Source organism: Streptomyces sp. JLSY215 (assembly GCF_059682825.1).
In genome coordinates this window covers 3,870,258-3,891,768 of record NZ_CM185022.1, presented here as the reverse complement: position 1 = coordinate 3,891,768, position 21,511 = coordinate 3,870,258, and the positions used below count along the sequence as shown (strand labels likewise).

The window sequence follows — 21,511 nt, the reverse complement described above, 5'->3', positions numbered from 1 at the left end:
GTCCGTCCGTCCGTCGTGCCGCCGTATGCGGGAGGTCTCGCTCGTTCCGGCTGCGATACCGGCTGCCGTACCGGCCGTTTTCCGCCAGGACAAGCGTCCGCGTCCGGCGCCGCCCGCACCATGAGGCCCAGTGCACTCTTCTCCTGGGGTTTTCCCCACCCCCGGACCGGCGGCCCGCCCCGCGGCGCCGTCAGCGCCTTCCCGTACGCGACGCCCCCGCGCGGGCCCGCCACGGCAGCTCCGCCGTCACCCGCGTCGGCCCGCCGGCCGGCGAATCCAGTACGAACAGCCCGTCCACCGACCCCAGCCGCTCGGCGAGCCCGGCCATCCCGCTGCCGCCGTCCAGCCGGGCCCCGCCCCGGCCGTCGTCCTCCACCTGGATCAGCAGCCGGTCCTTGACCCGCCACACCTCCACGGACGCCCGCCGCGCCGCACTGTGCTTGGAGATGTTCTGCAGCAGCTCGGAGACGGTGAAGTAGACGATGCCCTCGATGGCGGGCGCGGGCCGCTCGGGCAGGTCCACGGAGGTCGAGGCGGGCACCGTGCAGCGCCCGGCCAAAGAGGCCAGCGCCGGCCCCAGCCCGCGGTCCGTCAAGATCGCCGGATGGATGCCCCGGGCCAGATCCCGCAGCTCCTGCAGCGCCAGCTTCACCTCGCCGTGCGCCTCGTCCACCATCGCGGCCGCCGCATCCGGGTCCTCCAACAGCTTCTCCTTCGCCAGCCCGAGCCCCATGGCGAGCGCCACCAGCCGGGCCTGCGCCCCGTCGTGCAGATCCCGCTCGATGCGCCGCAGATCGGCCGCGGCGGTGTCGGTGACCGTCATCCGGTCCGACTCCAGCTCGGCGATCCGCCGCTCCAGCTCGTCGGAGGGCGAGAGCAGCCCGCGCACCATCGCCCGGTCCACGTTCGACAGCCAGCGCGTCAGCCACGGCAGCACCGGCCACGCCGCGAAGAGCGCGGCGAGCGTGACGGCGAACGTGAGGACGGCCCAGGGCAGCCGGATGAACGCGAACAGCGCATGCCGCCAGGCGACCGGATCCTTCAGGCGCGTCCACACCCAGGGGAAGAGCCCCCGCTCCGGGGCGCGCAACGGGCTCGGCTCTTCCACCTTCAGCCCGAGCAGGGCCCGCGCCCGCGCCCGTTCCAACTTCCCGTACTTCCGGCACGCCACCAGGCCCGTCGCCAGCAGCGGCAGCCCGATCACCGTGACGGACAGCGCGATGCCGAGCAACAGCCAGACCATCAGCACCACGAACGCGAGGACGTCCAGCGGGAAATTGGACAGCAGATAGCCGATCTCCCGCCAGGTCCAGCCGCTGAGCGGCGCCCGGGGCGGCGGTGGTGAGGTGCCGTCAACGGCTCCATCGGCGGCACTGGTCAGGGAACTCTCCGTCATACGCCCCAGATTGCCCGGCGGCGGCCTCCGGTGCCATGGGGTTCGCGGGGGAGCGGGGGTGGGGTTTCCCCCACCCCCGCTCCCCGTCTTCCGCCGCATCGGTGCAGGTTGGTGGCTATCTCGTTATCGCCGGTGGTGACACGGCGCGGCGACGGGACCGTATGGTGATGCGGTGCAGAGCGGGAGAGGCGGGGCGATGGCGCGGGGTCATGACAGCCAGGTGCTGGTGCCGGATCCCGTGGGCGGGGACCTCACCGACGAGGCGGCCGGTCCCCTCGACGTCCGCGGCTGGGGCTGGGGGGAACGCACCAGGGCCTGGACGGCGGTGACGGCCGGTGTGCTGCTCGCGGCGCTCGCCGGGGTCTGTGCGGTCATCTGGTACGGCGGCGGTGCCGCCCTTTGGCTCGCGGGTGCCGCCGTGCTCGTCGCGGGCGCCGGAGCGGGAACGTCCCTGGTCGCCGGGCGGCCGGACCACCGCGCACCGGGTGTCGCCCTGTTGCTGCTCGGCGGCGCGCTCGGGGTGGTCGCCTCCTGGTACGCGGTCTCCGGCGGCGCCGCCCGGCTGGCCGCCGTGGGCCTGACCGTCGCCGCGGTGTGCGCGCTCCTCGGGCTCTGTACGCCACTGGGGCGCGGCGGCCTGACCGGCGCCGCCTCGATCGCGCTCGCGGTGGGCGCCTGGGAGCTCGGCCTCGCGCTGACCACCCCCGCCCGCACGGGAGTTGCCCTCGGCTTCGGCTCCGTCCTCGTCCTCGGATATCTGCCCCGGTACGCGCTGACGACCGCCGGACTGACCCGGCTGGACGACCGGCGCTCCGGTGGTACGCCGGTCAGCAGGCACCAGGTCGCGGCCGCGCTGGACGCCACCCATCGGGGACTGGCCCTGGCCACGGTCGCGATGGCGGCCTCGGCCGGCGCGGCGGGGGTGCTGGCGGTGGACACACCCGGCCTGTGGACCGTGCTCGCCGCGCTGCTGCTGTGCGTCGTACTGCTCTCGCGGGCCCGCGCCTACCCGCTGGCGGTGGAGGTCGTCGCGCTGCTGGCGGCCGGAACCGCCGTCTGCGTACGGCTCGTTCTGCTCTGGGCGACGACGGGCGGGGGCGGGCCGGCCGGCGCCCTGGTCCTGCTGGGCGTGCTGGCGGCGCTGCCGGTGGTGATGCTCGCGGTACGGGTGCCCGAGCTCCTCCGCGTGCGGCTGCGGCGATGGCTGGATCTGGTCGAGTCGGCCGGCGTGGTGGCGCTGATCCCGGTGGCCCTGGGGGCCTTCGGGGGCTACACCTTGCTGCTGGGCACGTCCTGACCCGCAAGGCTTCGGAGGGAACATGTCAGCGGAAGCGAGCCCTGGAGTGCAGACGCCCGGGGGAGCGGAACCGGGGCGACCGGGCCCGTCGTTGGTCAAGCGGGCGGGAGGTGTGGGCTCGGTGAGTACGGGTTCGAGTGCGAGTGCGAGTACGAGTACGGGCGCGATGACGCGTACGGGTGAAGGGGCTGGGCCGATGCCTGCGCCGGCTGCGGAGGGAGCGGCTGCTCCGGCCGCTCCGGCTGCTCCGGCTGCTCCGGAGGCTCCGGCGGCGTCCGCTGCTCCGGCTGCTGGGCGCAGGGCGCCCGGCGGTCTGCCTGCCCCCGCCGCTGGGCCTGTTCCTGCTGCTGTCGCTGTCTCTGCGCCCGCCCCTGCCGCTGCGCCTGTGCCTGCTCCTGCGCCCGCCCCTGCCGCTGCGCCTGTCGCTGTTGAGGCTCCCGCCGCGGTGGAGACCCCGGCCACGTCCCTTGCGCAGGCACCCACGTCGGCGTCCGCCGCGCCGAGCTCGACGTCGGTGTCCGCCGCGCCGAGCCCCACGCCGACGCCCCTGCCGTCGCGGGCCACTGACACGCCGCCGGACGCCGCGTCGGCCCCCGCCCCGTCGGCTCCCATGCCGTCGGATCCCGCCCCATCGGCCGCTGCCCCGTCGGCTCCCATGCCGTCGGCTGTTGCTCCGTCGACCGCTGCTCCGTCGGCTCCCGCACCGTCAGCTGCCGCCCCATCGGCCGCCATGCCGTCGGCCCCCGCACCGTCGGCCCCCACACCGTCCGCCCCCATGCCATCCGCTCCCGCCCCGTCGGCCCAGGCCCAGGCCCAGGTCCCGGCCCCTGCCCCAGTCGCGGCCCCGGCCCCCGGAAGCTACGGCCGTTCCGGCCTGCCCGCCCGGACTCCGGTCTCCGTTCCCCTCCTGCCGCCCGAGCTGGCCGGCGGGCAGCCCAAGCCGCGCCGCGGTGACCCGCTGGCCAGGCGGGCCGGACGGGCGCTGCGGCGGGTGTTCGCGTCGTCCCCGGCCGCCGAGACGGCCGCCCTCACCCAGGCCGCGCACGCCATCCAGCAGCCCGTGACCACCGGCCGGCAGATCGCCGTCTCCAGCATCCGCGGCGGTGCGGGCAAGTCCACCGTCGCCGCCCTGCTGGCGCTCACCTACGCGCACTACCGCCCCGACCCGGTGCTCGCCGTGGAGGCCGATCCGGCGCTCGGTACGCTGCCGCACCGCCTCGGCGCGCGCGAGGTGCGCTGGTCGGGCAGCGATCTTGCGGAGATCGTCGATCCCTCGATGCTGATCACCGACCTGACCGGCTATCTCCTGCCGTTCGCGGGCGGCGGCTGGCTGCTGCCCGGCAGCCAGGGGTCCATCGGGACCCGGCTGGACCTCGACACCTACCGGGTCGTGATGACCTCCTTGCGCCGCCACTTCGCCACCACCGTGGTCGACTGCGAGACGCTGCCCGCCGAGGTGGCGCGCACGGCCCTGGTGACGACCCAGGCGCGGGTGCTGGTCAGCCCCGCGACCCCGGAGGGCGTGGCGGCCACCCGCTCCGTACTGAACTGGGTCGGCGGACTGCACCCCGGCCTGCTGCCGACCACGGTCGTCGTGCTCACGCACTCCTCGCCCGATGCCGCCCTCGATGTGCGCAAGGCGGCCGAGCATCTGGGCGCCGGGGGAGCGGCCGTGCTCCCGTTGCCGTACGACCGCCATCTGGCGGCGGGCGGCGCCATCCGGACGGAGCTGCTGGGCGAGCGGACGCGGGAGGCGGCGGCCCGGATCGCGGCCGAGGTGATGGACCGCGCCGTCTCGCGGGGATCCAGCAGGCGAGACGCCCACCCCGAGCAGGCCCAGTCCCTGCACGCAGCCCAGTCCCTGCAGGCCGCGCAGACCCCGCCGGGGTATCCCCAGCAGGCTCATCCGCAGCAGATGCATGCCCAGCAGATGCATCCCCGGCAGGTGCATGCCCAGCAGCCTCATCCCCACCAGACGTATCCCCCGCAGGTGGTTCACGCCCCGGGGCAGGCGCCCTTCATCCCGCAGCCGGCCGCCCCCGGGACCGCACCCGCAGGGTCGTACGCGGGCCAGGGGCCCGCCCCCGTGCCGCCGCAGCCGATGCCGCAGCCGGCCCCGGACCCCCGCCCCGCCCCGCAGCAGACGTCGCAGCCCCTGCCGCAAGCGGAGGCCCAGCCCCGTCCGCAGCCCGCACAGGCGCCCTCCGCGCACCCGCCCCGGCCGCCGGCCGCCACCGACCCCGGCGCCCCCGACAACCGCAGTCCGTTCGACGGAGGCCCCCTGCGCTGATCCGGAGCCGAATCGTCCGGTCTGTGAGACAGATCCTGAGACAACCGTGCGCGCCGTCTACGCTGCCGCCCGCCCAGGTAGGGCGAAGTAGGGACAAGCCCACCGTCCGCGACGACGCGGCTGCTCAGCGCGGCCGGGGCAGGGCCTAGACTCCGGTCCGTACAGATCGTCGAAGTCGTTGAACAAGCGCAGTCAGGGAGCGAGGGGCGGACGTGCCGGACGCGACCGTACGCACCACCATCGCCGCGGAGTATTTCCAGGGCTATTCGGTCGTGGGGCTCATCGCCGTGATCGGCGTGATCTTCGTGGCCGTGGCCTTCGGGGCCGGGCGGTTGCTGCGGCCTGTGGTGCCGACGCCCGAGAAGCTGCTGACGTACGAGTGCGGCGTCGACCCGGTCGGCGAGGGCTGGGCGCACACCCAGGTCCGCTACTACGTCTACGCATTCCTCTATGTCATCTTCGCCGTCGACTCGATCTTCCTGTTCCCTTGGGCGACGGTCTTCGCCGCCCCTGGTTTCGGCGGTGTGACGCTGGTGGAAATGTTCATCTTCCTCGGCTTTCTCACCGTCGGCCTGCTCTACGCATGGAAGAAGGGCGTCCTGGAATGGACGTGAACCCCGTCTCCAACGGACCCGCCGCCGCGGCCGAGGACGCTGCCCCCCAGTTCCTGCCGGCGCCCCGGCGCCTGGGCACGCTGGCCCGGCTCGCGCCCGAGCCGATGAAGGTGGTCCTCAACTGGGGCCGCCGCTACAGCCTGTGGGTCTTCAACTTCGGCCTGGCCTGCTGCGCCATCGAGTTCATCGCCGCGTCCATGGCCCGGCACGACTTCATCCGCCTCGGCGTGATCCCGTTCGCGCCCGGCCCGCGCCAGGCCGACCTGATGGTCGTCTCCGGCACGGTCACCGACAAGATGGCGCCCGCGGTCAAGCGGCTCTACGAGCAGATGCCCGAGCCGAAGTACGTCATCTCCTTCGGCGCTTGCTCCAACTGCGGCGGCCCCTACTGGGACTCGTACTCCGTCACCAAGGGCGTCGACCAGATCATCCCGGTCGATGTGTACGTACCGGGCTGCCCGCCGCGGCCGGAGGCGCTGCTGCAGGGCATCCTCAAGCTCCAGGAGAAGATCGCGCGCGAGTCGCTGGGGGAGCGGTACGGACACGGCGGCGGCGCCCGGCCCTCGGCGGCCGCGCTGCGCAGCGGGCTGGTTGCGCCGCCCGCGCCCAAGACGGCGGGCGAGGAGTCCCGATGAGCGAGCAGCAGCCCGAGCAGGCGGCCGAGCAGCAGACGGCTGAGCAGCCGCCCGAGCAGCCCGCCGAGCCCGTTGCCGAGCCGGTCGTCGGCTGGCTGCCGCGGCCCGCGAGCGAGATCTTCGGCGCCGGTGCCGCGGCGGAGCTGGCGTACGACCTGCTGACGGTCGACGTCCCGGTGGACGCCTGGCTCACCGCCCTGACGGCAGCCCGCGACGACCTCGGCTGCACCTACTTCGACTGGCTGAGCGCCGTCGACGAGCCCGGCACCGGCTTCCGGATCTGTGCGCACCTCGCGGAGGTGGCGCACCCCGGGACCGTCCGCCGGCTGATCGTCCGTACCACCGTGCCGCACGACGCCGCCGTGCTGCCCACCGCCGTGGGCGTGTACGCGGGCGCGGCCTGGCACGAGCGCGAGACCCACGAGATGTTCGGCGTCGACTTCACCGGCCATCCGCACCTCGTACCGCTGCTGCTCCCGGAGACCTTCGAGGGCCATCCGCTGCGCAAGGACTTCGTGCTCGCGGCGCGGGTCGCCAAGGCGTGGCCGGGCGCGAAGGAGCCAGGGGAGCCTGCGGCGGGTGCGGCGCACGGCGGGCCCAAGCGGCGTCAGATGCTGCCGCCGGGCGTGCCCGACCCGAACGACTGGGGCCCGCTGAAGGGCCAGCTGCCGCCTGCACCCGCGCGTCCCGCGCGGGGTGCGCGGGCGGCCGGTGCCGCTGCGGGCGAGCGCCCGGCGCGGCGTACGCGGACGGCGAGCGCGGGCTCGGCGACCCAGCAGACGGCGGGTGCGGCGGGCGAGACCGCCGCGGCTCCGGCGGCGGGGGCGGGCACCGAGCGTCCGGCGCGTCCGGCGCGGCGTACCCGGTCCGTGAGCGAGGGCTCGGCGAGCCAGCAGGCGGCGGAGGCGGCCCCGGCGGAGGCGGCCCCCGCGGAGACGGCTCCGGCGACGGAGGCCCCGGCCAAGGAGGCCCCGGCCAAGGAGGCCCCGGCCAAGGAGGCCGCGCCCCGCTCGTCCGACGCTCCCTGGCACCACGCCCGCCCGGCCTTCGACGAGCCGGCGAAGCAGCCCGCGGCCGCGGACAAGCCCGCAGCGAAGCCCGAGCCCGCAGCGAAGCCCGAGCCCGAAGCGAAGCCCGCGCCCGAAGCGAAGCCCGGCGCCGACCACAGCAACGGCACCGACGACGCCACCGACAACGGCACCGACACCACCCGCAACGAGGCAGGAGGCGACGACACCCCATGAGCGACACCCTGGACATCGCCCTGCGCCTCATCGCCGTCTTCCTCGTCTTCCTCGTCCTTCCCCTGGTCGTCGGGCAGACCGAGCACAAGGTCATGGCCCATATGCAGGGCCGCCTCGGCCCCATGTACGCGGGCGGCTTCCACGGCTGGGCGCAGCTGGTCGCGGACGGCGTCAAGTTCGCGCAGAAGGAGGACGTCGTCCCGGCGGGCGCCGACCGGCGGATCTTCCAGCTCGCGCCGGCCGTCGCGCTGCTCCCGTACCTCCTGGTCCTGGTCGCCATCCCGATCGGCCCGCACAACGCCGTGGGACAGGCCCTGGACGCCGGCATCTTCTTCGTGCTGGCCGTCATGGGCGTCGGTGTGCTCGGCTCGCTGATGGCGGGCTGGGCGTCGGCCAACAAGTTCTCGCTGCTCGGCGGCCTGCGGACGGCCGCGCAGCTGCTCGCGTACGAACTGCCGATGCTGCTCGCCGCCGCGTCCGTGGCGATGGCGGCCGGCACGCTCTCCCTGCCGGGGATCCTGGACGCCTTCCACTGGTGGTGGGTGCCGTGGCAGATCGTCGGCGGGGTGGTCTTCTTCACCGCCGGGCTCGCCGAGCTGCAGCGGCCGCCGTTCGATATGCCGATCGCCGACTCGGAGATCATCTTCGGCGCGTACACCGAGTACACCGGACTGCGCTTCGCGCTCTTCCTCCTGGCCGAGTACGCCGGCATCGTCGTCCTCTGCGCGCTGACCTCCGTCCTTTTCCTCGGCGGCTGGCACGGCCCGTTCGGCCTCGACGGCCTGGGCTGGCTGTGGACGCTGCTGAAGACCGCGATCCTCGCCTTCGGCGTCATCTGGCTGCGGGTCACCTACCCGCGCCTCCGTGAGGACCAGCTGCAGAAGCTCGCGTGGACGGTCCTCATCCCGCTCGCCCTCGCCCAGATCGCCCTCACCGGCGTCGTCAAGGTGGTGATCTCGTCATGAGCTTCCCTGGTTCCGGCCTCGCCAAGGGGCTGGCCGTCACCCTGCGCACGATGACGAGGAAGTCCGTCACCGCTCAGTACCCGGACGTCCAGCCCGACCTCGCGCCGCGCACCCGCGGCGTCATCGGGCTGTTCGAGGAGAACTGCACGGTCTGCATGCTGTGCGCCCGCGAGTGCCCGGACTGGTGCATCTACATCGACTCCCACAAGGAGACGGTGCCGGCCGCCGCGCCCGGCGGCCGCGAGCGCAGCCGCAATGTGCTGGACCGCTTCGCCATCGACTTCGCGCTGTGCATGTACTGCGGTATCTGCATCGAGGTCTGCCCCTTCGACGCGCTCTTCTGGTCACCGGAATTCGAGTACGCCGAGACGGACATCCGCGAGCTCACGCATGAGCGCGACCGGCTCCGCGAATGGATGTGGACGGTGCCCGAGCCGCCCGCGCTCGACCCGGCGGCCGAGGAGCCCAAGGAGATCGCCGCTGCCCGCAAGGCCGCGGACAAGCTCGCCGCCCAGCAGGCCGCCGAAGCCCAGCAGGCAGCGGAGGCCCAGGAACAGGCCCAGGACACCAAGGAGGAGGGAACGTGACGCTCGCCGCCACCGCGCTCGGCCACGGCTTCCTGTCGCCCACCGGCGTCGAGATCGCCTTCCTCCTGGTCGGCATCGCGACCCTCGGCGCGGCCGTCGTCACGGTCACCACCAAGCAGCTGGTGCACGCCGCCCTCTGGCTGGTGGTCGCCCTCGGCGGGGTCGCCGTCGAGTACCTCCTGCTCACCGCCGAGTTCATCGCCTGGGTGCAGGTGCTGATCTACGTCGGTTCCGTGGTCGTCCTCCTTCTCTTCGGGCTGATGCTGACGAAGGCGCCCATCGGCCGTTCCCCGGACGCCGACTCCGGCAACCGCTGGGCCGCGCTCGTGGTGGCCGTCGCCGCGGCCGGCGCACTGGTCTGGGTCGTCGTCGATGCCTTCCGGGCCACCTGGATCAACCTCGGCGGCGCCGTCCAGGGCTCCGCCGAGGCCTCCGGGCGCACCCTCTTCCAGTACTGGGTGCTGCCCTTCGAAGCGCTGTCCGTGCTGCTGCTCGCCGCGCTCGTCGGCGCGATCGTGCTGTCCCGCAGGACCGGCGAGGGCAAGGCCCCGGCCGCGGCCCTCAGGAACAGCGCCTCCCGTGCCCCCGCCCCACGAGAGGACCAGCGCTGATGCATCTCGCCTATCCGGCGGTCCTCGCCGTCCTCCTCTTCTGCACCGGTCTGTACGGCGTGCTCGCCCGCCGCAATGCGATCCTGGTGCTGATGTCCGTCGAGCTGATGCTCAACGCCGTCAACCTCAACCTCGTCGCCTTCGACGTCTGGCTGCGCGACACGCTGCACGCCGGCCAGGCGCTGACCCTGTTCACCATCGCCATCGCCGCCGCCGAGATCGGCATCGGCCTGGCGATCGTGCTGCTCGTCTACCGCAACCGCGGCAGCTCCGACATCGACCGGCTCCGCGACCTCGCGGAGCGGCCGGACGGCGGCGACGCCACGGACCACGGCGCGCAGCCGCAGCCGGAAACCCAGGCGGAGGCCACCGCGTGACGCTCACGACCACCGCCGTCCTCGTCCCCCTCCTGCCCTTCCTCGGGGCCGTCGCCGGCTTCCTCCTGGGGCGGCGCACGCCCGGATTCGTCCGGCCGCTGGCCGTCCTGCCGACGCTCGCCGCGGCCGCGCTCGCGGTGTCCGTCGCCCTCGAGCAGGGCGGCGGCCCGGCCACCGACGTCGCCACCGAACTCACCCCGACCGGCTCGATCCCCATCGACCTGGCCCTGCACATCGACGGCTTCGCCGCGCTGATCGCCGTCCTGGTCGGTGTCGTGGCGACCTGCGTGCAGATCTACTCCACCGGCTATCTGCGCGACGATCCGCGCTACCCCTCCTACGCCGCGCTGGTCTCGCTCTTCACCTCCGCGATGCTGCTCGTCGTCTACACCGGCGACCTGATGGTGCTGCTGGTCGGCTGGGAAGTCATGGGCATCTGCTCCTACTTCCTCGTCGGCCACTACTGGGAGACCGAGGCCGCCCGCGCCGCCTCCCTCAAGGCCTTCCTCGTCACCAAGCTCGGCGATGTCCCCTTCCTCTTCGGCATCTTCGCGCTGGCCGCCGACGCCGGGACCTTCCGGATCACCGGCATCCTCGGCCAGGTCGCCGACGGCGGCCTGGACCACCCGACGCTGATCGCGCTGCTGCTGCTGGGCGGCGTCGCGGGCAAGTCGGCGCAGTTCCCGCTGCACACCTGGCTCCCGGACGCGATGGCCGGCCCGACGCCCGTCTCGGCGCTGATCCACGCCGCGACGATGGTCGCCGCCGGTGTCTATGTCGTGGCCCGGCTCCTCCCCGTCTTCGCCGCCTCCGCGGCGGCCCTGGTCGTGCTCGCCGTCATGGCCGCGATCACCATGGTCGGCTCCGGTCTGGCCGCGCTGGCCCAGGACGACATCAAGCGCGTCCTGGCCTATTCGACGGTCGGCCAGCTCGGCTACATGCTGGGCGCGCTGGCCGTCGGCGACCGCGGCGCCGCCGTCTTCCACCTCCTGACGCACGGTGCGTTCAAGGCCCTGCTCTTCCTCGGCGCGGGCGTGATCATCCACGCCGCCGGTACGAACTCGCTGGCCGCCATGTCCCGGATGAGCGGGCTGTCCCGGCGCATCCCGGACGCCTACTGGACCGTGAGCGTGGCGCTGCTCGCGCTCGCCGCGATCCCGCCGTTCGCCGGCTTCTTCTCCAAGGAAGCCGTCCTCGGTGCCGCCGAGCACGCCGCCACCGGAGGCGCGCACGGAATTCCCGACGCGGCCGGCTGGACCGTACTGATCTCCGGACTGCTCACCGCCCTCCTCACCGCGGCCTACGCCACCCGTCTGTGGCTGCTCGCCTTCAAGGGCAAGGGCGCCGAGGTCCCCGACCACGGCCCCCAGCCGGTCGTCATGAACGCCATGCTCTGGGTGCTGTTCCTCCCCACCGTCGCGCTCGGCCTGGCAGGCCCCTATCTGCCCGAGTGGTTCGACGGGCGCTCGCTCACCCCCACGCTCAACACCTCCGTCCTGGGCACCGGTGTCGCCCTCGTCGGCGGCCTGGTCACCTACGCCGCCTGGCGGCACACCAGCGCCCTCGCCGCCCGCGCCCCCCTCGGCGCCGTCGCCGTGGCACCCGAAGCCGCCCCCGGCCTCGCCGAGGAGCTGGCCATCGAGAGCCACGCCCCCGCCTACGGCGGTGTCGCCGGCGCCCCGGACCCGGCCGACCCCGGCCGTCTCCTCCTCGGCCCGCTCCACCGCCATGCGGCCGTCGGCTTCCATCTCGACGCCGTCTACTCCGCGCTGTTCGTGCGGCCCGTACGCGCCGCCGCCACGCTCGTCGCCTTCCTCGACCGCGAGGTCGTCGACACCTATGTGCGCGGTGCGGGCGCCGCCCCCCGCTGGCTGGGCGCCGCCGTCCGCCGTGCCCAGACCGGCAACGTGCAGACCTACCTCGGCGCTCTGCTGGCGGGCTCGCTCGTCCTGGCCGTCGCCGCCGTCCTCGTCGCTACGGGCACGGGAGCCTGACCGTGCTGCAATCCTCCGGGGGACGACCCCCGCACCCCCAGCCGACAGACCTCGTGGCCTGCCTCGTCGGAGCCGAAACCCTGAGGAGGGCCTGACCCGTGAATCACACCGCCATGCAGATCCTCCTCGCGGGCGTCGTCGTCCTCCCCCTCATCGGTGCGCTCGCCGCACTGCTCCCGGCCCCGCCCGGCCTCCGGGGCCGCAACCCCGACCAGGCCGTACTGCGCCACGGAGTGACCGTCACCGGAGTCGTCCTCGCCGCCACCGTCGCGCTGGCCATCGGCTTCGACCACGACAACCCGGCCCGTATGCAGGCCACCACCGACATCAGCTGGATCCCGGCGCTCGGCATCCGTATCCATCTCGGCGTCGACGGCATCTCGCTCCCCCTCGTCGTCCTGACCGCGCTGCTGACCTTCCTCTGCGCGCTCTACAGCTACTTCAAAATGCCGACGGGCCCGTCACCCAAGGCATTTGTGGCCCTGCTGCTCACCCTCGAGGCCGGCACCCTCGCCACCTTCGCCGTCCTCGACCTGATGCTCTTCTTCCTCGCCTTCGAGATGGTCCTCATCCCGATGTACTTCCTCATCGCCCGCTGGGGCGGTGCCGGAAAGCAGGCGGCGGCCTGGAAGTTCATCCTCTACACGCTGCTCGGCTCGGTCGTCATGCTGCTCGGCCTCCTCCTCATCGGCGTGAAATCCGGCACGTTCGACATGGTCGCACTCGCCACTGACAACGGCCCGAAAGCCCAGCTCAGCCACACAGTTCAGCTTCTGGCCGTGCTCGCGATCGGCATCGGACTGGCCGTCAAGGCCCCCATGTGGCCGCTGCACAGCTGGCTGCCGGACGCGCACACCGCGGCCCCCACCGTCGGCTCCGTGCTGCTGGCCGGCGTCCTGCTGAAGATGGGCACGTACGGGTTCGTCCGCATCGCGCTGCCGATCACGCCCGAGGGCATGCACACCTTCGCGCCGTACCTCGCCGCCCTCGCCGCCATCGGCATCATCTACGGATCCCTCGCCTGCCTCGCCCTCGTCCGCAAGGGCGCCAAGGGCGACCTCAAGCGCCTGATCGCGTACAGCTCCGTCGGCCACATGGGATTCGTCCTGCTCGGCATCGCGAGCATGACCCCCACCGGCGTCAACGGCGCGCTGTTCGCCAACATCGCCCACGGCCTGATCACCGGCCTGCTGTTCTTCCTCGTCGGCGCCCTCAAGGACCGCTACGGCAGCACCGACCTCGACAGCCTCGCAGGCAGCACCGGCGCCGCCCTGTACGGCAGGGCCCCGCGCTTCGGCGGACTGCTCGCCTTCGCGGCCGTCGCCTCGCTGGGCATCCCGGGCCTCGCCGGTTTCTGGGGCGAGATGCTCTCGATGTTCGGCGCCTTCCGCCCGGCCGCGGGCCTCAGCCGCCCCGCCTTCCTGACGTTCATGGTCCTGGCCGGCCTCGGCACCCTGCTGACCGCCGCCTACCTGCTGCTCGTCGTCCGCCGCGTCTGCATGGGCGGCCACCTGGCGGCCGAGGCGGCACCCGGTGAGGAGCCGGTGTCCCTGGACACGCCCGCGCCCGTCATCCCCGACATCGCGCGCTACGAATACGCGTCCTGGACCCCCCTCGCCGTCCTCACCGTCCTCGCCGGACTGTGGCCCGCGGCCCTCCTCGGCCTCACGAACCCGGCCGTCCAGCAGCTCCTCGGAGGCGGTAAGTGATGAGCTCGGTCACCTCTCTGGTCCAGTCGGTCGACTGGCTCGCCGTCGCGCCACCCACCATCGCCGCGGCCGTCGCCCTGGTGGTGCTCGTCGCCGACCTCTTCCTGCCCGCCGCCCGGAAGCCGCTGCTCGGCTGGGTGGCGACCGCGGGCCTCGCCCTGGCCGCGCTCTCCCTGCTGCCCCTCCTGGGCGGCGACCGCCGCACCTTCTGCCTCACCGGCCACCCGGACGTGTGCAGTTACGTGGCCGACCCGTTCGCCCTCGTCATCCAGTTCCTGGTGCTGGCCGGGGCGCTGCTGACCGCCCTGCTGTCCATCGACACCGTCAAGGACCACGACCTGCCCGCCGGCGAGTACTGGTTCCTGCTGCTCTCCTCCGCGGCCGGTGCCGCCCTGCTGCCCGCCTCCCGGGACCTGGCCACCCTGGTCATTGCCCTCGAAGTGGCCTCGCTGCCCGCCTTCGCCCTGGTCGGCCTGCGCCGCGGCGACCGGCTCTCCTCCGAGGCGGCCCTGAAGTTCTTCCTCTCCTCGGTGGCCGCCACCGCCGTGATGCTGATGGGCGTCAGCTTCCTGTACGCCGCCACCGGGAGCCTCCACCTCTCCCGGGTGGCGCACACCCTCACGGACCTCCCCGACCCCCGGCTGGCCACCCTCGCCACCGCGGGCGTCGCGCTCACCCTCGTCGGCTTCGCCTTCAAGACCGCGGCCGTCCCCTTCCACTTCTGGGTGCCCGACACCTACGTCGGCGCGCCGCTGCCCATCGCCGCCTATCTCTCCGTGATCGGCAAGGCCGTCGGCTTCTCCGGCCTGATCCTGGTCACGGTCCAGGGTTTCCCCTCGTACGCGGACGTCTGGGGCCCGGCGCTGGCCGTCCTGGCCGCGCTCACCATGACCGTCGGCAATGTCGCCGCGCTCCGCCAGGACCCGCGCCGCGCGCACAGCGCGGTACGCCTGCTCGCCTGGTCCTCGGTCGGCCAGGCCGGCTACCTCCTGGTCCCCATCGCGGCGGCCGGTTACGCCGACGACCCGGCGCGCGCCATCGGCTCCACCGTCGCCTACGCCCTGATGTACGGCGCGGTGAACCTCGGCGCCTTCGCCATCGCCGCCCTGGTGGCGCGTACCTCCCCGGCCAACCGCATCACCGACTACCGGGGCCTGTACGCCCGGCGCCCCCTGGTGGCGCTCGCCCTCGGCTTCTTCCTGCTCTGCCTCGCCGGTCTGCCCCCGGGCATCATCGGCCTCTTCGCCAAGGTGACGGTGTTCTCGGCGGCCGTCGACGCGGGCCTGGCCTGGCTCGCCGTCGTCATGGCCGTCAATGTCGTGATCGCGCTCTACTACTACCTCCAGTGGACCGCGATCCTCTTCCGGGGCGCCGAGGCCACCGGGACCACAGAGACCACCGAGACCGCTCCCGTGAACCACCCCGCCGCCTCGCGCGCCAAGATCCCGGCCGCCCTGACCGCCGCCATCACCCTCGCCACGGCCCTCGGCATCGCCCTCTCCGGCGCCCCGCAGCTCGTCCTGCGCTTCGCCTCGGAGGCGCTCCTCTAGAGCCTTGTCCGTTCGTGGGGCGCCGCCCGGCGCCCCACCCGAACGGCCGCAAGCCGGACACACCCCGCCGACCGCCGCCCGGCACCGCGCCACGCGAGCCGGGGAACCACCCCTCCCCATCTCGCGTTGACCAGTGAGTAAGGGTCCACTGGAGAAGTGGAGACAAGCAGCAAGGGTTCCCCTGCCGCACCGCTTGGAGGGCGTACCGTGCACCGCCGGCACAACGGGCTCAGGACCGCCGTACTCCTCGGGGGACTGTCCGCACTCATCATCGTCATCGGCAGCCTCTTCGGCCGTACGGGCCTGATCATCGCCGTCCTCGTCGCCCTGGGCACCAACGCCTACGCGTACTGGAACAGCGACAAACTGGCCCTCAGGGCCATGCGGGCCCGCCCCGTCAGCGAATTCGAGGCCCCCGGGCTCTACCGCATGGTCCGCGAGCTCTCCACGGCCGCCCGTCAGCCCATGCCGCGCCTGTACATCTCCCCGACCCAGGCTCCCAACGCCTTCGCCACCGGCCGCAACCCGCGCAACGCCGCGGTCTGCTGCACGGACGGCATCCTCCAGCTCCTCGACGAACGCGAACTGCGCGGCGTCATCGGCCATGAGCTCAGCCATGTCTACAACCGCGACATCCTCATCTCGTCCGTCGCGGGCGCCCTCGCCTCCGTCGTGATGTTCCTCGTCAACTTCGCCTGGCTGATCCCGATAGGCAGAAGCGATGACGACGAGGGCCCCGGCCTCCTGGGCATGCTCCTGATCATGATCCTCGGCCCGGTGGCGGCCGCGCTCATCCAGCTGGCCGTCAGCCGCTCCCGCGAGTACCAGGCGGACGCCTCGGGCGCCCAGCTCACCGGCGACCCACTGGCCCTTGCCTCCGCCCTGCGCAAGCTGGAGGCCGGCACCCAGCAGCTGCCGCTCCCGCCCGAGCCGCGCCTGGAGACCGCCGGCCACATGATGATCGCCAACCCGTTCCGGGCGGGCGACGGCATGTCCAAGCTCTTCTCCACCCACCCCCCGATGCGCGAACGCATCACCCGCTTGGAGGAGATGGCCGGCCACCGGCCCTGACCGTCCCCACCGATTGCGGCGCCATCATCGCAACGGTTCCCGCCGGAAGGCGCGTCTACCGGGTCAGACAGATTCTCCGAAGCGCCCGTGGAAGGCTGCCGATCATGAAGCTCATCCTCAACCTCATCTGGCTCGTCCTCAGCGGCTTCTGGCTGGCGATCGGCTATGTCATCGCAGGCATCATCTGCTGCGTATTGATCATCACGATCCCGTTCGGCATCGCGTCGTTCCGTATCGCCGGCTACGCCCTGTGGCCCTTCGGCCGCACCACCGTGGAGCGCCGGGACGCCGGAGCCGGCTCATTGATCGGCAACATCATCTGGATCATCTTCGCGGGCTGGTGGCTGGCCCTCGGGCACATCATCACCGGTATCGCGCTGTGCGTGACGATCATCGGGATCCCGTTCGGCATCGCCAACTTCAAGATGATCCCGATCTCCCTGATGCCGCTCGGCCGCGAGATCGTCCCCACGGACCAGCCGTTCGCCACCCGGTGACGGCCCTTCCCGCCCTCACGCCCGTACGAGCCCCCGAGGCCCCGCGAACCGCTTGAACCCCAGCGGCTCCACGCCCTCCAGACCCGCGATGAAGCCCATCACCGCCCCGCCGTCCTGCACGGCGGTCTCGACCATGCGGTGATGGGCTTCCGCGGCCGTCCACTCGCTGTGATCGACGACCCGCCGGCCGTCCTCGCCGATGTGGAAGTGCGCGGCGAGCGCGCCCGCGCCGCCGGCCGCCGACCCGTACGACGCAGCCCACGGCCCCCGGAGCGTCCTCGGCCGGCAGACAGACTGCGCTACAGCTCGAAACCGCCGGGGCCGCTATTGCCGACGCCCTCGACGCCCTCGACGCCCGCGACGTCCTCGACGCCCCTGACGCCCTCCAGGGCCGCCGCGATCCGCCCGCGCAGCCCGCCCCGCCCTCGGCGGTCCGTACGCACTCCTGGCGCGCCGCACGGCCCGTCCACTGGCCGTAATGGAGCACACTCCTGCCGTCCGTCCCGGTGAACAGCACCCACGACAGCGGGCTCGCCGGCAGCGGCGCCGCCTCCCACCGGCGGACCACGCCGTCCACGAGCCTCCGCTGCCCCTCGGGACCGCCCGCGTCCCACTCGCTGATCAGTACGGCACCGGCATCCGGCCGCCGGATCTCGGGAAAGACGTCCGCCAGAAGGGCGCCCGTGCGAACCGGAACGGGCGCCCTGCCGAGCTATGTCCGGCTGCGAAGTGCTCCGCTACGAGGCCATGACAACACCGTGGAACCTCGCCCGTCATTGAGGTCAAGCGCCGCCGGAGAAACCCGGAAACACCGGTGGGGCGGCACGCCGAAGCGCGCCGCCCCATCCCTGGCACCCGGAATGCGGGTTCCTACCGGTAGTTCACGAACTGAAGCGCGAAGTCCAGGTCCTTCCCCTTCAGCAGCTGCTGCACCGCCTGCAGGTCGTCCCGGCTCTTCGAGCTGACCCGCAGTTCATCGCCCTGCACCTGCGCCTTGACGCCCTTGGGGCCCTCGTCGCGGATGATCTTGGCGACCTTCTTGGCGTTCTCCTGCGAGATCCCCTCCTCGATCGAGGCGACGATCTTGTACTCCTTGCCCGAGGCCTGCGGCTCGCCGGCGTCCAGCGCCTTCAGCGAGATCCCGCGCTTGACCAGCTTGGTCTCGAAGATGTCGAGTACGGCCTTCACACGCTCCTCGGCGTTCGCCCGCATCTCGATCTTCTCGCCCGACCACTCGATCGAGGCGCCCACGCCCTTGAAGTCGTAGCGCTGCGAGATCTCCTTGGCGGCCTGGTTGAGGGCGTTGTCGACCTCCTGCCGCTCGACCTTCGAGACGATGTCGAAACTGGAGTCGGCCATGTTGAGTTGGCTCCTCATACGTAGATCTGTCAGGGGTGCGGACCGTCCCCGGGCCGCCCGCCAAGCCTAGCCACCCGGCCAAGATCCAGCGCTGTGGAATCGAGTGGCGGACCACCCCCAGCCATCGGGTATGGTTTACGTCGTTGCCACAGAGCACCGCCTCACAGCGGGTCTCCCGGCAGCAAACCCTGGCGGTGTGCCCGAGCGGCCAAAGGGAGCAGACTGTAAATCTGCCGGCTTCGCCTTCCCAGGTTCGAATCCTGGCGCCGCCACAGGTAGTGGAACGGCCCCTGATCTACGGAAACGTCGATCAGGGGCCGTTTCCGTTGCGCTCCGGCAGCGGCGAGGTCCCGCCGCTGCCGTACGCAGGGTGACGCACCTCGTAGGTCGCACCCTGCAGATCGCCATGCCGCTGACGCGGCGCCCAGGGCCTGCCGGCCTTACGGGCCGGTCCGCCGCCCTCCGGTCCGGCCGGCGGTTGAGCCCCGCGTGGCTGCCGCTCGGCCCGAGCTTCCGTGTCACGCTCTGCGCGGTGCCCACGGCGCGCCCCGGCCGCACCGCCACCTGGCAGCGGTACTGCACGACCCTCACCGGCCGGGACCTCGCCGACCGGCCGAGACCTCGCCGACCGGCAGTGACGAGGCCTCAGTGCGCCGCCACGTTCCGCACCGCCTCCGCCACCGGCACATCGCCCCCGATGAGCTCCAACGTCCGGCCCGCGGTGGCCGGTTGGCCGAGCAGCTCCGCCAGGACCGCCGCCACATCGTCGCGGGACACATCGCCGCGGCCGGTCGCATCGGCCAGCGTCACCTGGCCCGTCCCGGGCTCGTTCGTCAGCCGGCCCGGCCGCAGGATCGTCCAGTCGAGCCCGGCCCGCGCCCGTACGTCCGCGTCCGCCGCGCCCTTGGCCCGCAGATACGCCGCGAAGACCGGATCGGTGCCCTCCGGCGGCTCGCGGTCCGCGCCCATCGAGGAGACGACGAGGAGGCGCCGTACGCCCGCCGCCTCGGCCGCGTCCGCGAAGAGCGCCGCGGCGCCGCGGTCCACGGTGTCCTTCCGCTCGGCGCCGCTGCCCGGACCGGCACCCGCCGCGAAGACGGCCGCATCGGCGTCCTGCAGATGCCGCGCCACATCCTCCACCGACGCCGACTCCAGGTCGCAGACCACCGGTTCGGCGCCCGCCGCCAGCAAATCGCCGGCCTGTTCCGGCCGGCGGACGATGCCCGCGACCTCGTCCCCGCGCCCGGCGAGCAACCGCTCCAGCCGCAGCGCGATCTGACCATGTCCACCTGCGATGACAATGCGCATGATCCCGACCGTACGCCGAAGAGCCCCCGCACACCGCGGGACCCGGCGGCGCCACCTCGGTGCTTCAGCGCTGCGACTGCCGCGGCAGCTCCAGCGCCACCTCCGCCGCCGAGTCGCAGTACTCGCGCACCGCGCTGGTACGGGCGACCACCCGGCCGCGGTGCACCACGACCCGGCTGTACGCGAGCGAGAGCACCCCGGCGATCCGCTCGCCCCGCACGGCCAGCAGCTCCGCCGGGAAGCCCGCCTCGACCCGTACCTCCGGCAGTCCCAGCGTCGCCCGCGCCGCCGCGCTCACCGTCTCGTACGCGGCCTCGGGCGTGGCCTCCCCGAGGGACGCCAGCAGATACGCGGCCTCCAGGGGGTCGCCGCGCCCCACCGGGTTCGCCACGTCCCGCAGCGCCCCGCTGCCCGCCGCGACCCGTACCCCGGCCGCGCGCAGCAGCCGTACGGGCGCGGGCCGGGCCACCCGGGAGCCGTGGCGTTCCAGGCCGGTGCAGTCGCCCTGCGGCAGGCAGACGACCGCGACATCCGCGGCGGCGAGCTGTTCGGCGACCCGGGCCGCCACGCTGCGCGGCATCCGCGCCATCCCGGCGCACGGCCCGAGCGCCACGCCCGGCCGCAGCCCGCCGGCCATCGCCGCGAAGCGGGACAGCCGCGCCGGATCGTCACCGTCCGTGTGGAGATCCACCGGGCAGCCGTGCTCGCCCGCCACGTCCAGCACCGTCTCGACGTACCCCGCCGGATCGGGGTCGAGGTCCGGGCAGCCGCCGATGACCGACGCACCCATCTTGACGGCGTCCCGCAGCATCGCCAGCCCGTCCGCACCGGCCACCCCGGTCAGTACGCGCGGCACCGCGACCGCGGCCAGATCGGCCAGCCCGCGCAGCGACCGGCGGGCCCGCAGTACGGCCTGCAGCGAGCGAAGCCCCTGCACATCGCCGATCCGGACATGGCTGCGGGAGGCGGTCGCACCGTGCCCGAGCTGCAGCAGCGCGGCCTCCGTCGTACGCCGCTGGACGTCCTCGGGGGAGTCGGAGGCGGGGCCGTCGGTGTCGGCGGTCAGCGCGGTGTCACAGTGCGCGTGCGGTTCGGCGGGAGCGGGGAGCAGCAGATAGCCCGCGAGATCGACGCGGGAGCCCTGCGGGGCGAGGCTGCCGGCCGTCCCCACGGCCTCGATACGCCCGCCGCCGAGCCGTACGTCCACCGTCCGGCCGTCGGCCAACCGGGCGCCGCACAGGACCAACGCGCCCGCGTCCGACCTGGCGTGCCGGCCGCCGTTCGGCTTTCCCCGCTTACCCGGCTGTGGCTGCTGCGGTGAACTGCTGTCGGACATCGCGCTCCTCGAAGGCACGGGCGTGCAAGATCACGCAGCGGTGTGTCCGAGAGTAGGGCGCCGCCGGGAGAGCGTCGCGCAGGCGCGAAATAGTCGTACCGGTGTGGTGCGGGGGGCGGTTGGTGCGCGGCCCGGATACGGATTTCACCTTTGGCTGCGGGCCGTGTAATGTCTTCATCGCTCGCCCCAATAGCTCAGTCGGCAGAGCGTCTCCATGGTAAGGAGAAGGTCTACGGTTCGATTCCGTATTGGGGCTCTGATGTGTGAGGTACCCGCCTTCGGGCGGGTCCCCCTCGCATCACAGCGGTGTAGCTCAGTCGGTAGAGCAAGCGGCTCATAATCGCTGTGTCACCGGTTCAAGTCCGGTCACCGCTACTGACAGTAGCCGATTGTGGGGTCGGTCCTCCGATCGGCTACTCTTTTATGCGTTCAGTCCGACCATCCGTCCGTCAAGGAGCACTCACGTGGCTGCCACCGACGTCCGCCCGAAGATCACGCTGGCCTGCGTGGAGTGCAAGGAGCGGAACTACATCACCAAGAAGAACCGGCGTAACAACCCGGACCGTCTTGAGATGAAGAAGCACTGCCCTCGTTGCAACTCGCACACCGCGCACCGCGAGACGCGATAACCAAGGCTCGTCCGTGAGGCCGTCCCCAATTCTGGGGGCGGC

At 72.8% G+C, this 21,511-nt stretch carries 20 protein-coding genes and 3 tRNA genes; 18 read left to right on the top strand and 5 right to left on the bottom strand.

Annotated features, from left to right (window positions below):
* Positions 1-190 precede the first annotated feature (190 nt).
* Positions 191-1,396, bottom strand: coding sequence for a sensor histidine kinase (locus AC5677_RS17345; protein WP_497195923.1), 1,206 nt, complete (start codon positions 1,394-1,396; stop codon positions 191-193).
* A 172-nt stretch (positions 1,397-1,568) separates the two neighbouring features.
* On the opposite strand from AC5677_RS17345, the gene AC5677_RS17340 reads away from it, so the two are divergent.
* The 14 genes from AC5677_RS17340 to AC5677_RS17275 all read left to right on the top strand — a co-directional run bounded on the left by AC5677_RS17340 (position 1,569) and on the right by AC5677_RS17275 (position 16,837).
* Positions 1,569-2,693 carry a secretion protein snm4 gene (locus tag AC5677_RS17340; RefSeq protein ID WP_497195922.1) on the top strand — a complete coding sequence of 375 codons (1,125 nt, stop codon included), beginning with the start codon at positions 1,569-1,571 and terminating at the stop codon, positions 2,691-2,693.
* A gap of 775 nt (positions 2,694-3,468) precedes the next feature.
* Positions 3,469-4,983, top strand: coding sequence for a CpaE/TadZ family protein (locus AC5677_RS17335; protein WP_497195921.1), 1,515 nt, complete (start codon positions 3,469-3,471; stop codon positions 4,981-4,983).
* A 212-nt stretch (positions 4,984-5,195) separates the two neighbouring features.
* The gene (locus AC5677_RS17330) at positions 5,196-5,597 is read left to right on the top strand and encodes an NADH-quinone oxidoreductase subunit A (RefSeq protein ID WP_497195920.1); all 402 of its coding nucleotides are present in this window, start codon (positions 5,196-5,198) and stop codon (positions 5,595-5,597) included.
* A complete protein-coding gene (locus tag AC5677_RS17325; RefSeq protein WP_497195919.1) occupies positions 5,588-6,232 on the top strand; it encodes an NADH-quinone oxidoreductase subunit B in 645 nt (214 codons plus the stop codon). The genes AC5677_RS17330 and AC5677_RS17325 overlap by 10 nt, the downstream gene beginning before the upstream one ends.
* Positions 6,229-7,476 carry an NADH-quinone oxidoreductase subunit C gene (locus AC5677_RS17320; RefSeq protein ID WP_497195918.1) on the top strand — a complete coding sequence of 416 codons (1,248 nt, stop codon included), beginning with the start codon at positions 6,229-6,231 and terminating at the stop codon, positions 7,474-7,476. The genes AC5677_RS17325 and AC5677_RS17320 overlap by 4 nt, the downstream gene beginning before the upstream one ends.
* Positions 7,473-8,441, top strand: a complete 969-nt coding sequence (locus AC5677_RS17315) for a complex I subunit 1/NuoH family protein (protein WP_497195917.1) — start codon at positions 7,473-7,475, stop codon at positions 8,439-8,441. The genes AC5677_RS17320 and AC5677_RS17315 overlap by 4 nt, the downstream gene beginning before the upstream one ends.
* The gene (locus AC5677_RS17310) at positions 8,438-9,028 is read left to right on the top strand and encodes a NuoI/complex I 23 kDa subunit family protein (RefSeq protein WP_497195916.1); all 591 of its coding nucleotides are present in this window, start codon (positions 8,438-8,440) and stop codon (positions 9,026-9,028) included. Before AC5677_RS17315 ends, AC5677_RS17310 begins: the two co-directional genes overlap by 4 nt.
* Entirely contained in the window at positions 9,025-9,639 is a 615-nt protein-coding gene (locus tag AC5677_RS17305) for an NADH-quinone oxidoreductase subunit J family protein (RefSeq protein WP_497195915.1), read from the top strand. Before AC5677_RS17310 ends, AC5677_RS17305 begins: the two co-directional genes overlap by 4 nt.
* Entirely contained in the window at positions 9,639-10,016 is a 378-nt protein-coding gene (nuoK, locus tag AC5677_RS17300) for an NADH-quinone oxidoreductase subunit NuoK (RefSeq protein WP_403505746.1), read from the top strand. The genes AC5677_RS17305 and nuoK overlap by 1 nt, the downstream gene beginning before the upstream one ends.
* On the top strand, positions 10,013-12,010 hold the full coding sequence (locus AC5677_RS17295; protein WP_497195914.1) for an NADH-quinone oxidoreductase subunit 5 family protein: 1,998 nt from the start codon (positions 10,013-10,015) through the stop codon (positions 12,008-12,010). Before nuoK ends, AC5677_RS17295 begins: the two co-directional genes overlap by 4 nt.
* Positions 12,011-12,123: 113 nt before the next feature.
* Positions 12,124-13,719, top strand: coding sequence for a complex I subunit 4 family protein (locus AC5677_RS17290; RefSeq protein WP_497196657.1), 1,596 nt, complete (start codon positions 12,124-12,126; stop codon positions 13,717-13,719).
* The gene (locus AC5677_RS17285) at positions 13,719-15,269 is read left to right on the top strand and encodes an NADH-quinone oxidoreductase subunit N (protein ID WP_497195913.1); all 1,551 of its coding nucleotides are present in this window, start codon (positions 13,719-13,721) and stop codon (positions 15,267-15,269) included. Before AC5677_RS17290 ends, AC5677_RS17285 begins: the two co-directional genes overlap by 1 nt.
* Before the next feature lie 207 nt (positions 15,270-15,476).
* Complete coding sequence (htpX, locus tag AC5677_RS17280; RefSeq protein ID WP_497195912.1) at positions 15,477-16,340, top strand: zinc metalloprotease HtpX; 864 nt, start codon at positions 15,477-15,479, stop codon at positions 16,338-16,340.
* A gap of 104 nt (positions 16,341-16,444) precedes the next feature.
* Positions 16,445-16,837 (top strand): YccF domain-containing protein, encoded by a 393-nt coding sequence (locus tag AC5677_RS17275; RefSeq protein WP_497195911.1) that lies wholly within the window; start codon positions 16,445-16,447, stop codon positions 16,835-16,837.
* Positions 16,838-17,136: 299 nt separating this feature from the next.
* Here AC5677_RS17275 and AC5677_RS17270 read toward each other — a convergent pair whose 3' ends face one another.
* Positions 17,137-17,280, bottom strand: coding sequence for a hypothetical protein (locus AC5677_RS17270; protein WP_497195910.1), 144 nt, complete (start codon positions 17,278-17,280; stop codon positions 17,137-17,139).
* A 427-nt stretch (positions 17,281-17,707) separates the two neighbouring features.
* Positions 17,708-18,196 (bottom strand): YajQ family cyclic di-GMP-binding protein, encoded by a 489-nt coding sequence (locus AC5677_RS17265; RefSeq protein ID WP_497195909.1) that lies wholly within the window; start codon positions 18,194-18,196, stop codon positions 17,708-17,710.
* Positions 18,197-18,386: 190 nt separating this feature from the next.
* Between AC5677_RS17265 and AC5677_RS17260 the strand changes: the two genes are divergently transcribed.
* Positions 18,387-18,468: transfer RNA gene (locus tag AC5677_RS17260), tRNA-Tyr, on the top strand.
* A gap of 373 nt (positions 18,469-18,841) precedes the next feature.
* Here the strand turns inward: AC5677_RS17260 and AC5677_RS17255 are convergent.
* Both AC5677_RS17255 and AC5677_RS17250 read right to left on the bottom strand, forming a co-directional pair.
* A complete protein-coding gene (locus AC5677_RS17255) occupies positions 18,842-19,504 on the bottom strand; it encodes an NAD(P)H-binding protein (RefSeq protein WP_497195908.1) in 663 nt (220 codons plus the stop codon).
* 64 nt (positions 19,505-19,568) lie between these two features.
* Positions 19,569-20,840: an amidohydrolase family protein gene (locus AC5677_RS17250; protein WP_497195907.1), complete on the bottom strand. Its 1,272-nt coding sequence runs from the start codon at positions 20,838-20,840 to the stop codon at positions 19,569-19,571.
* A gap of 183 nt (positions 20,841-21,023) precedes the next feature.
* Here AC5677_RS17250 and AC5677_RS17245 point away from each other — a divergent pair.
* From AC5677_RS17245 to rpmG, 3 genes are all read left to right on the top strand, one after another.
* Positions 21,024-21,096: transfer RNA gene (locus tag AC5677_RS17245), tRNA-Thr, on the top strand.
* A gap of 46 nt (positions 21,097-21,142) precedes the next feature.
* Positions 21,143-21,215: transfer RNA gene (locus AC5677_RS17240), tRNA-Met, on the top strand.
* A gap of 89 nt (positions 21,216-21,304) precedes the next feature.
* Complete coding sequence (gene rpmG, locus AC5677_RS17235; RefSeq protein WP_003956487.1) at positions 21,305-21,469, top strand: 50S ribosomal protein L33; 165 nt, start codon at positions 21,305-21,307, stop codon at positions 21,467-21,469.
* The last annotated feature ends 42 nt before the right edge of the window (positions 21,470-21,511 follow it).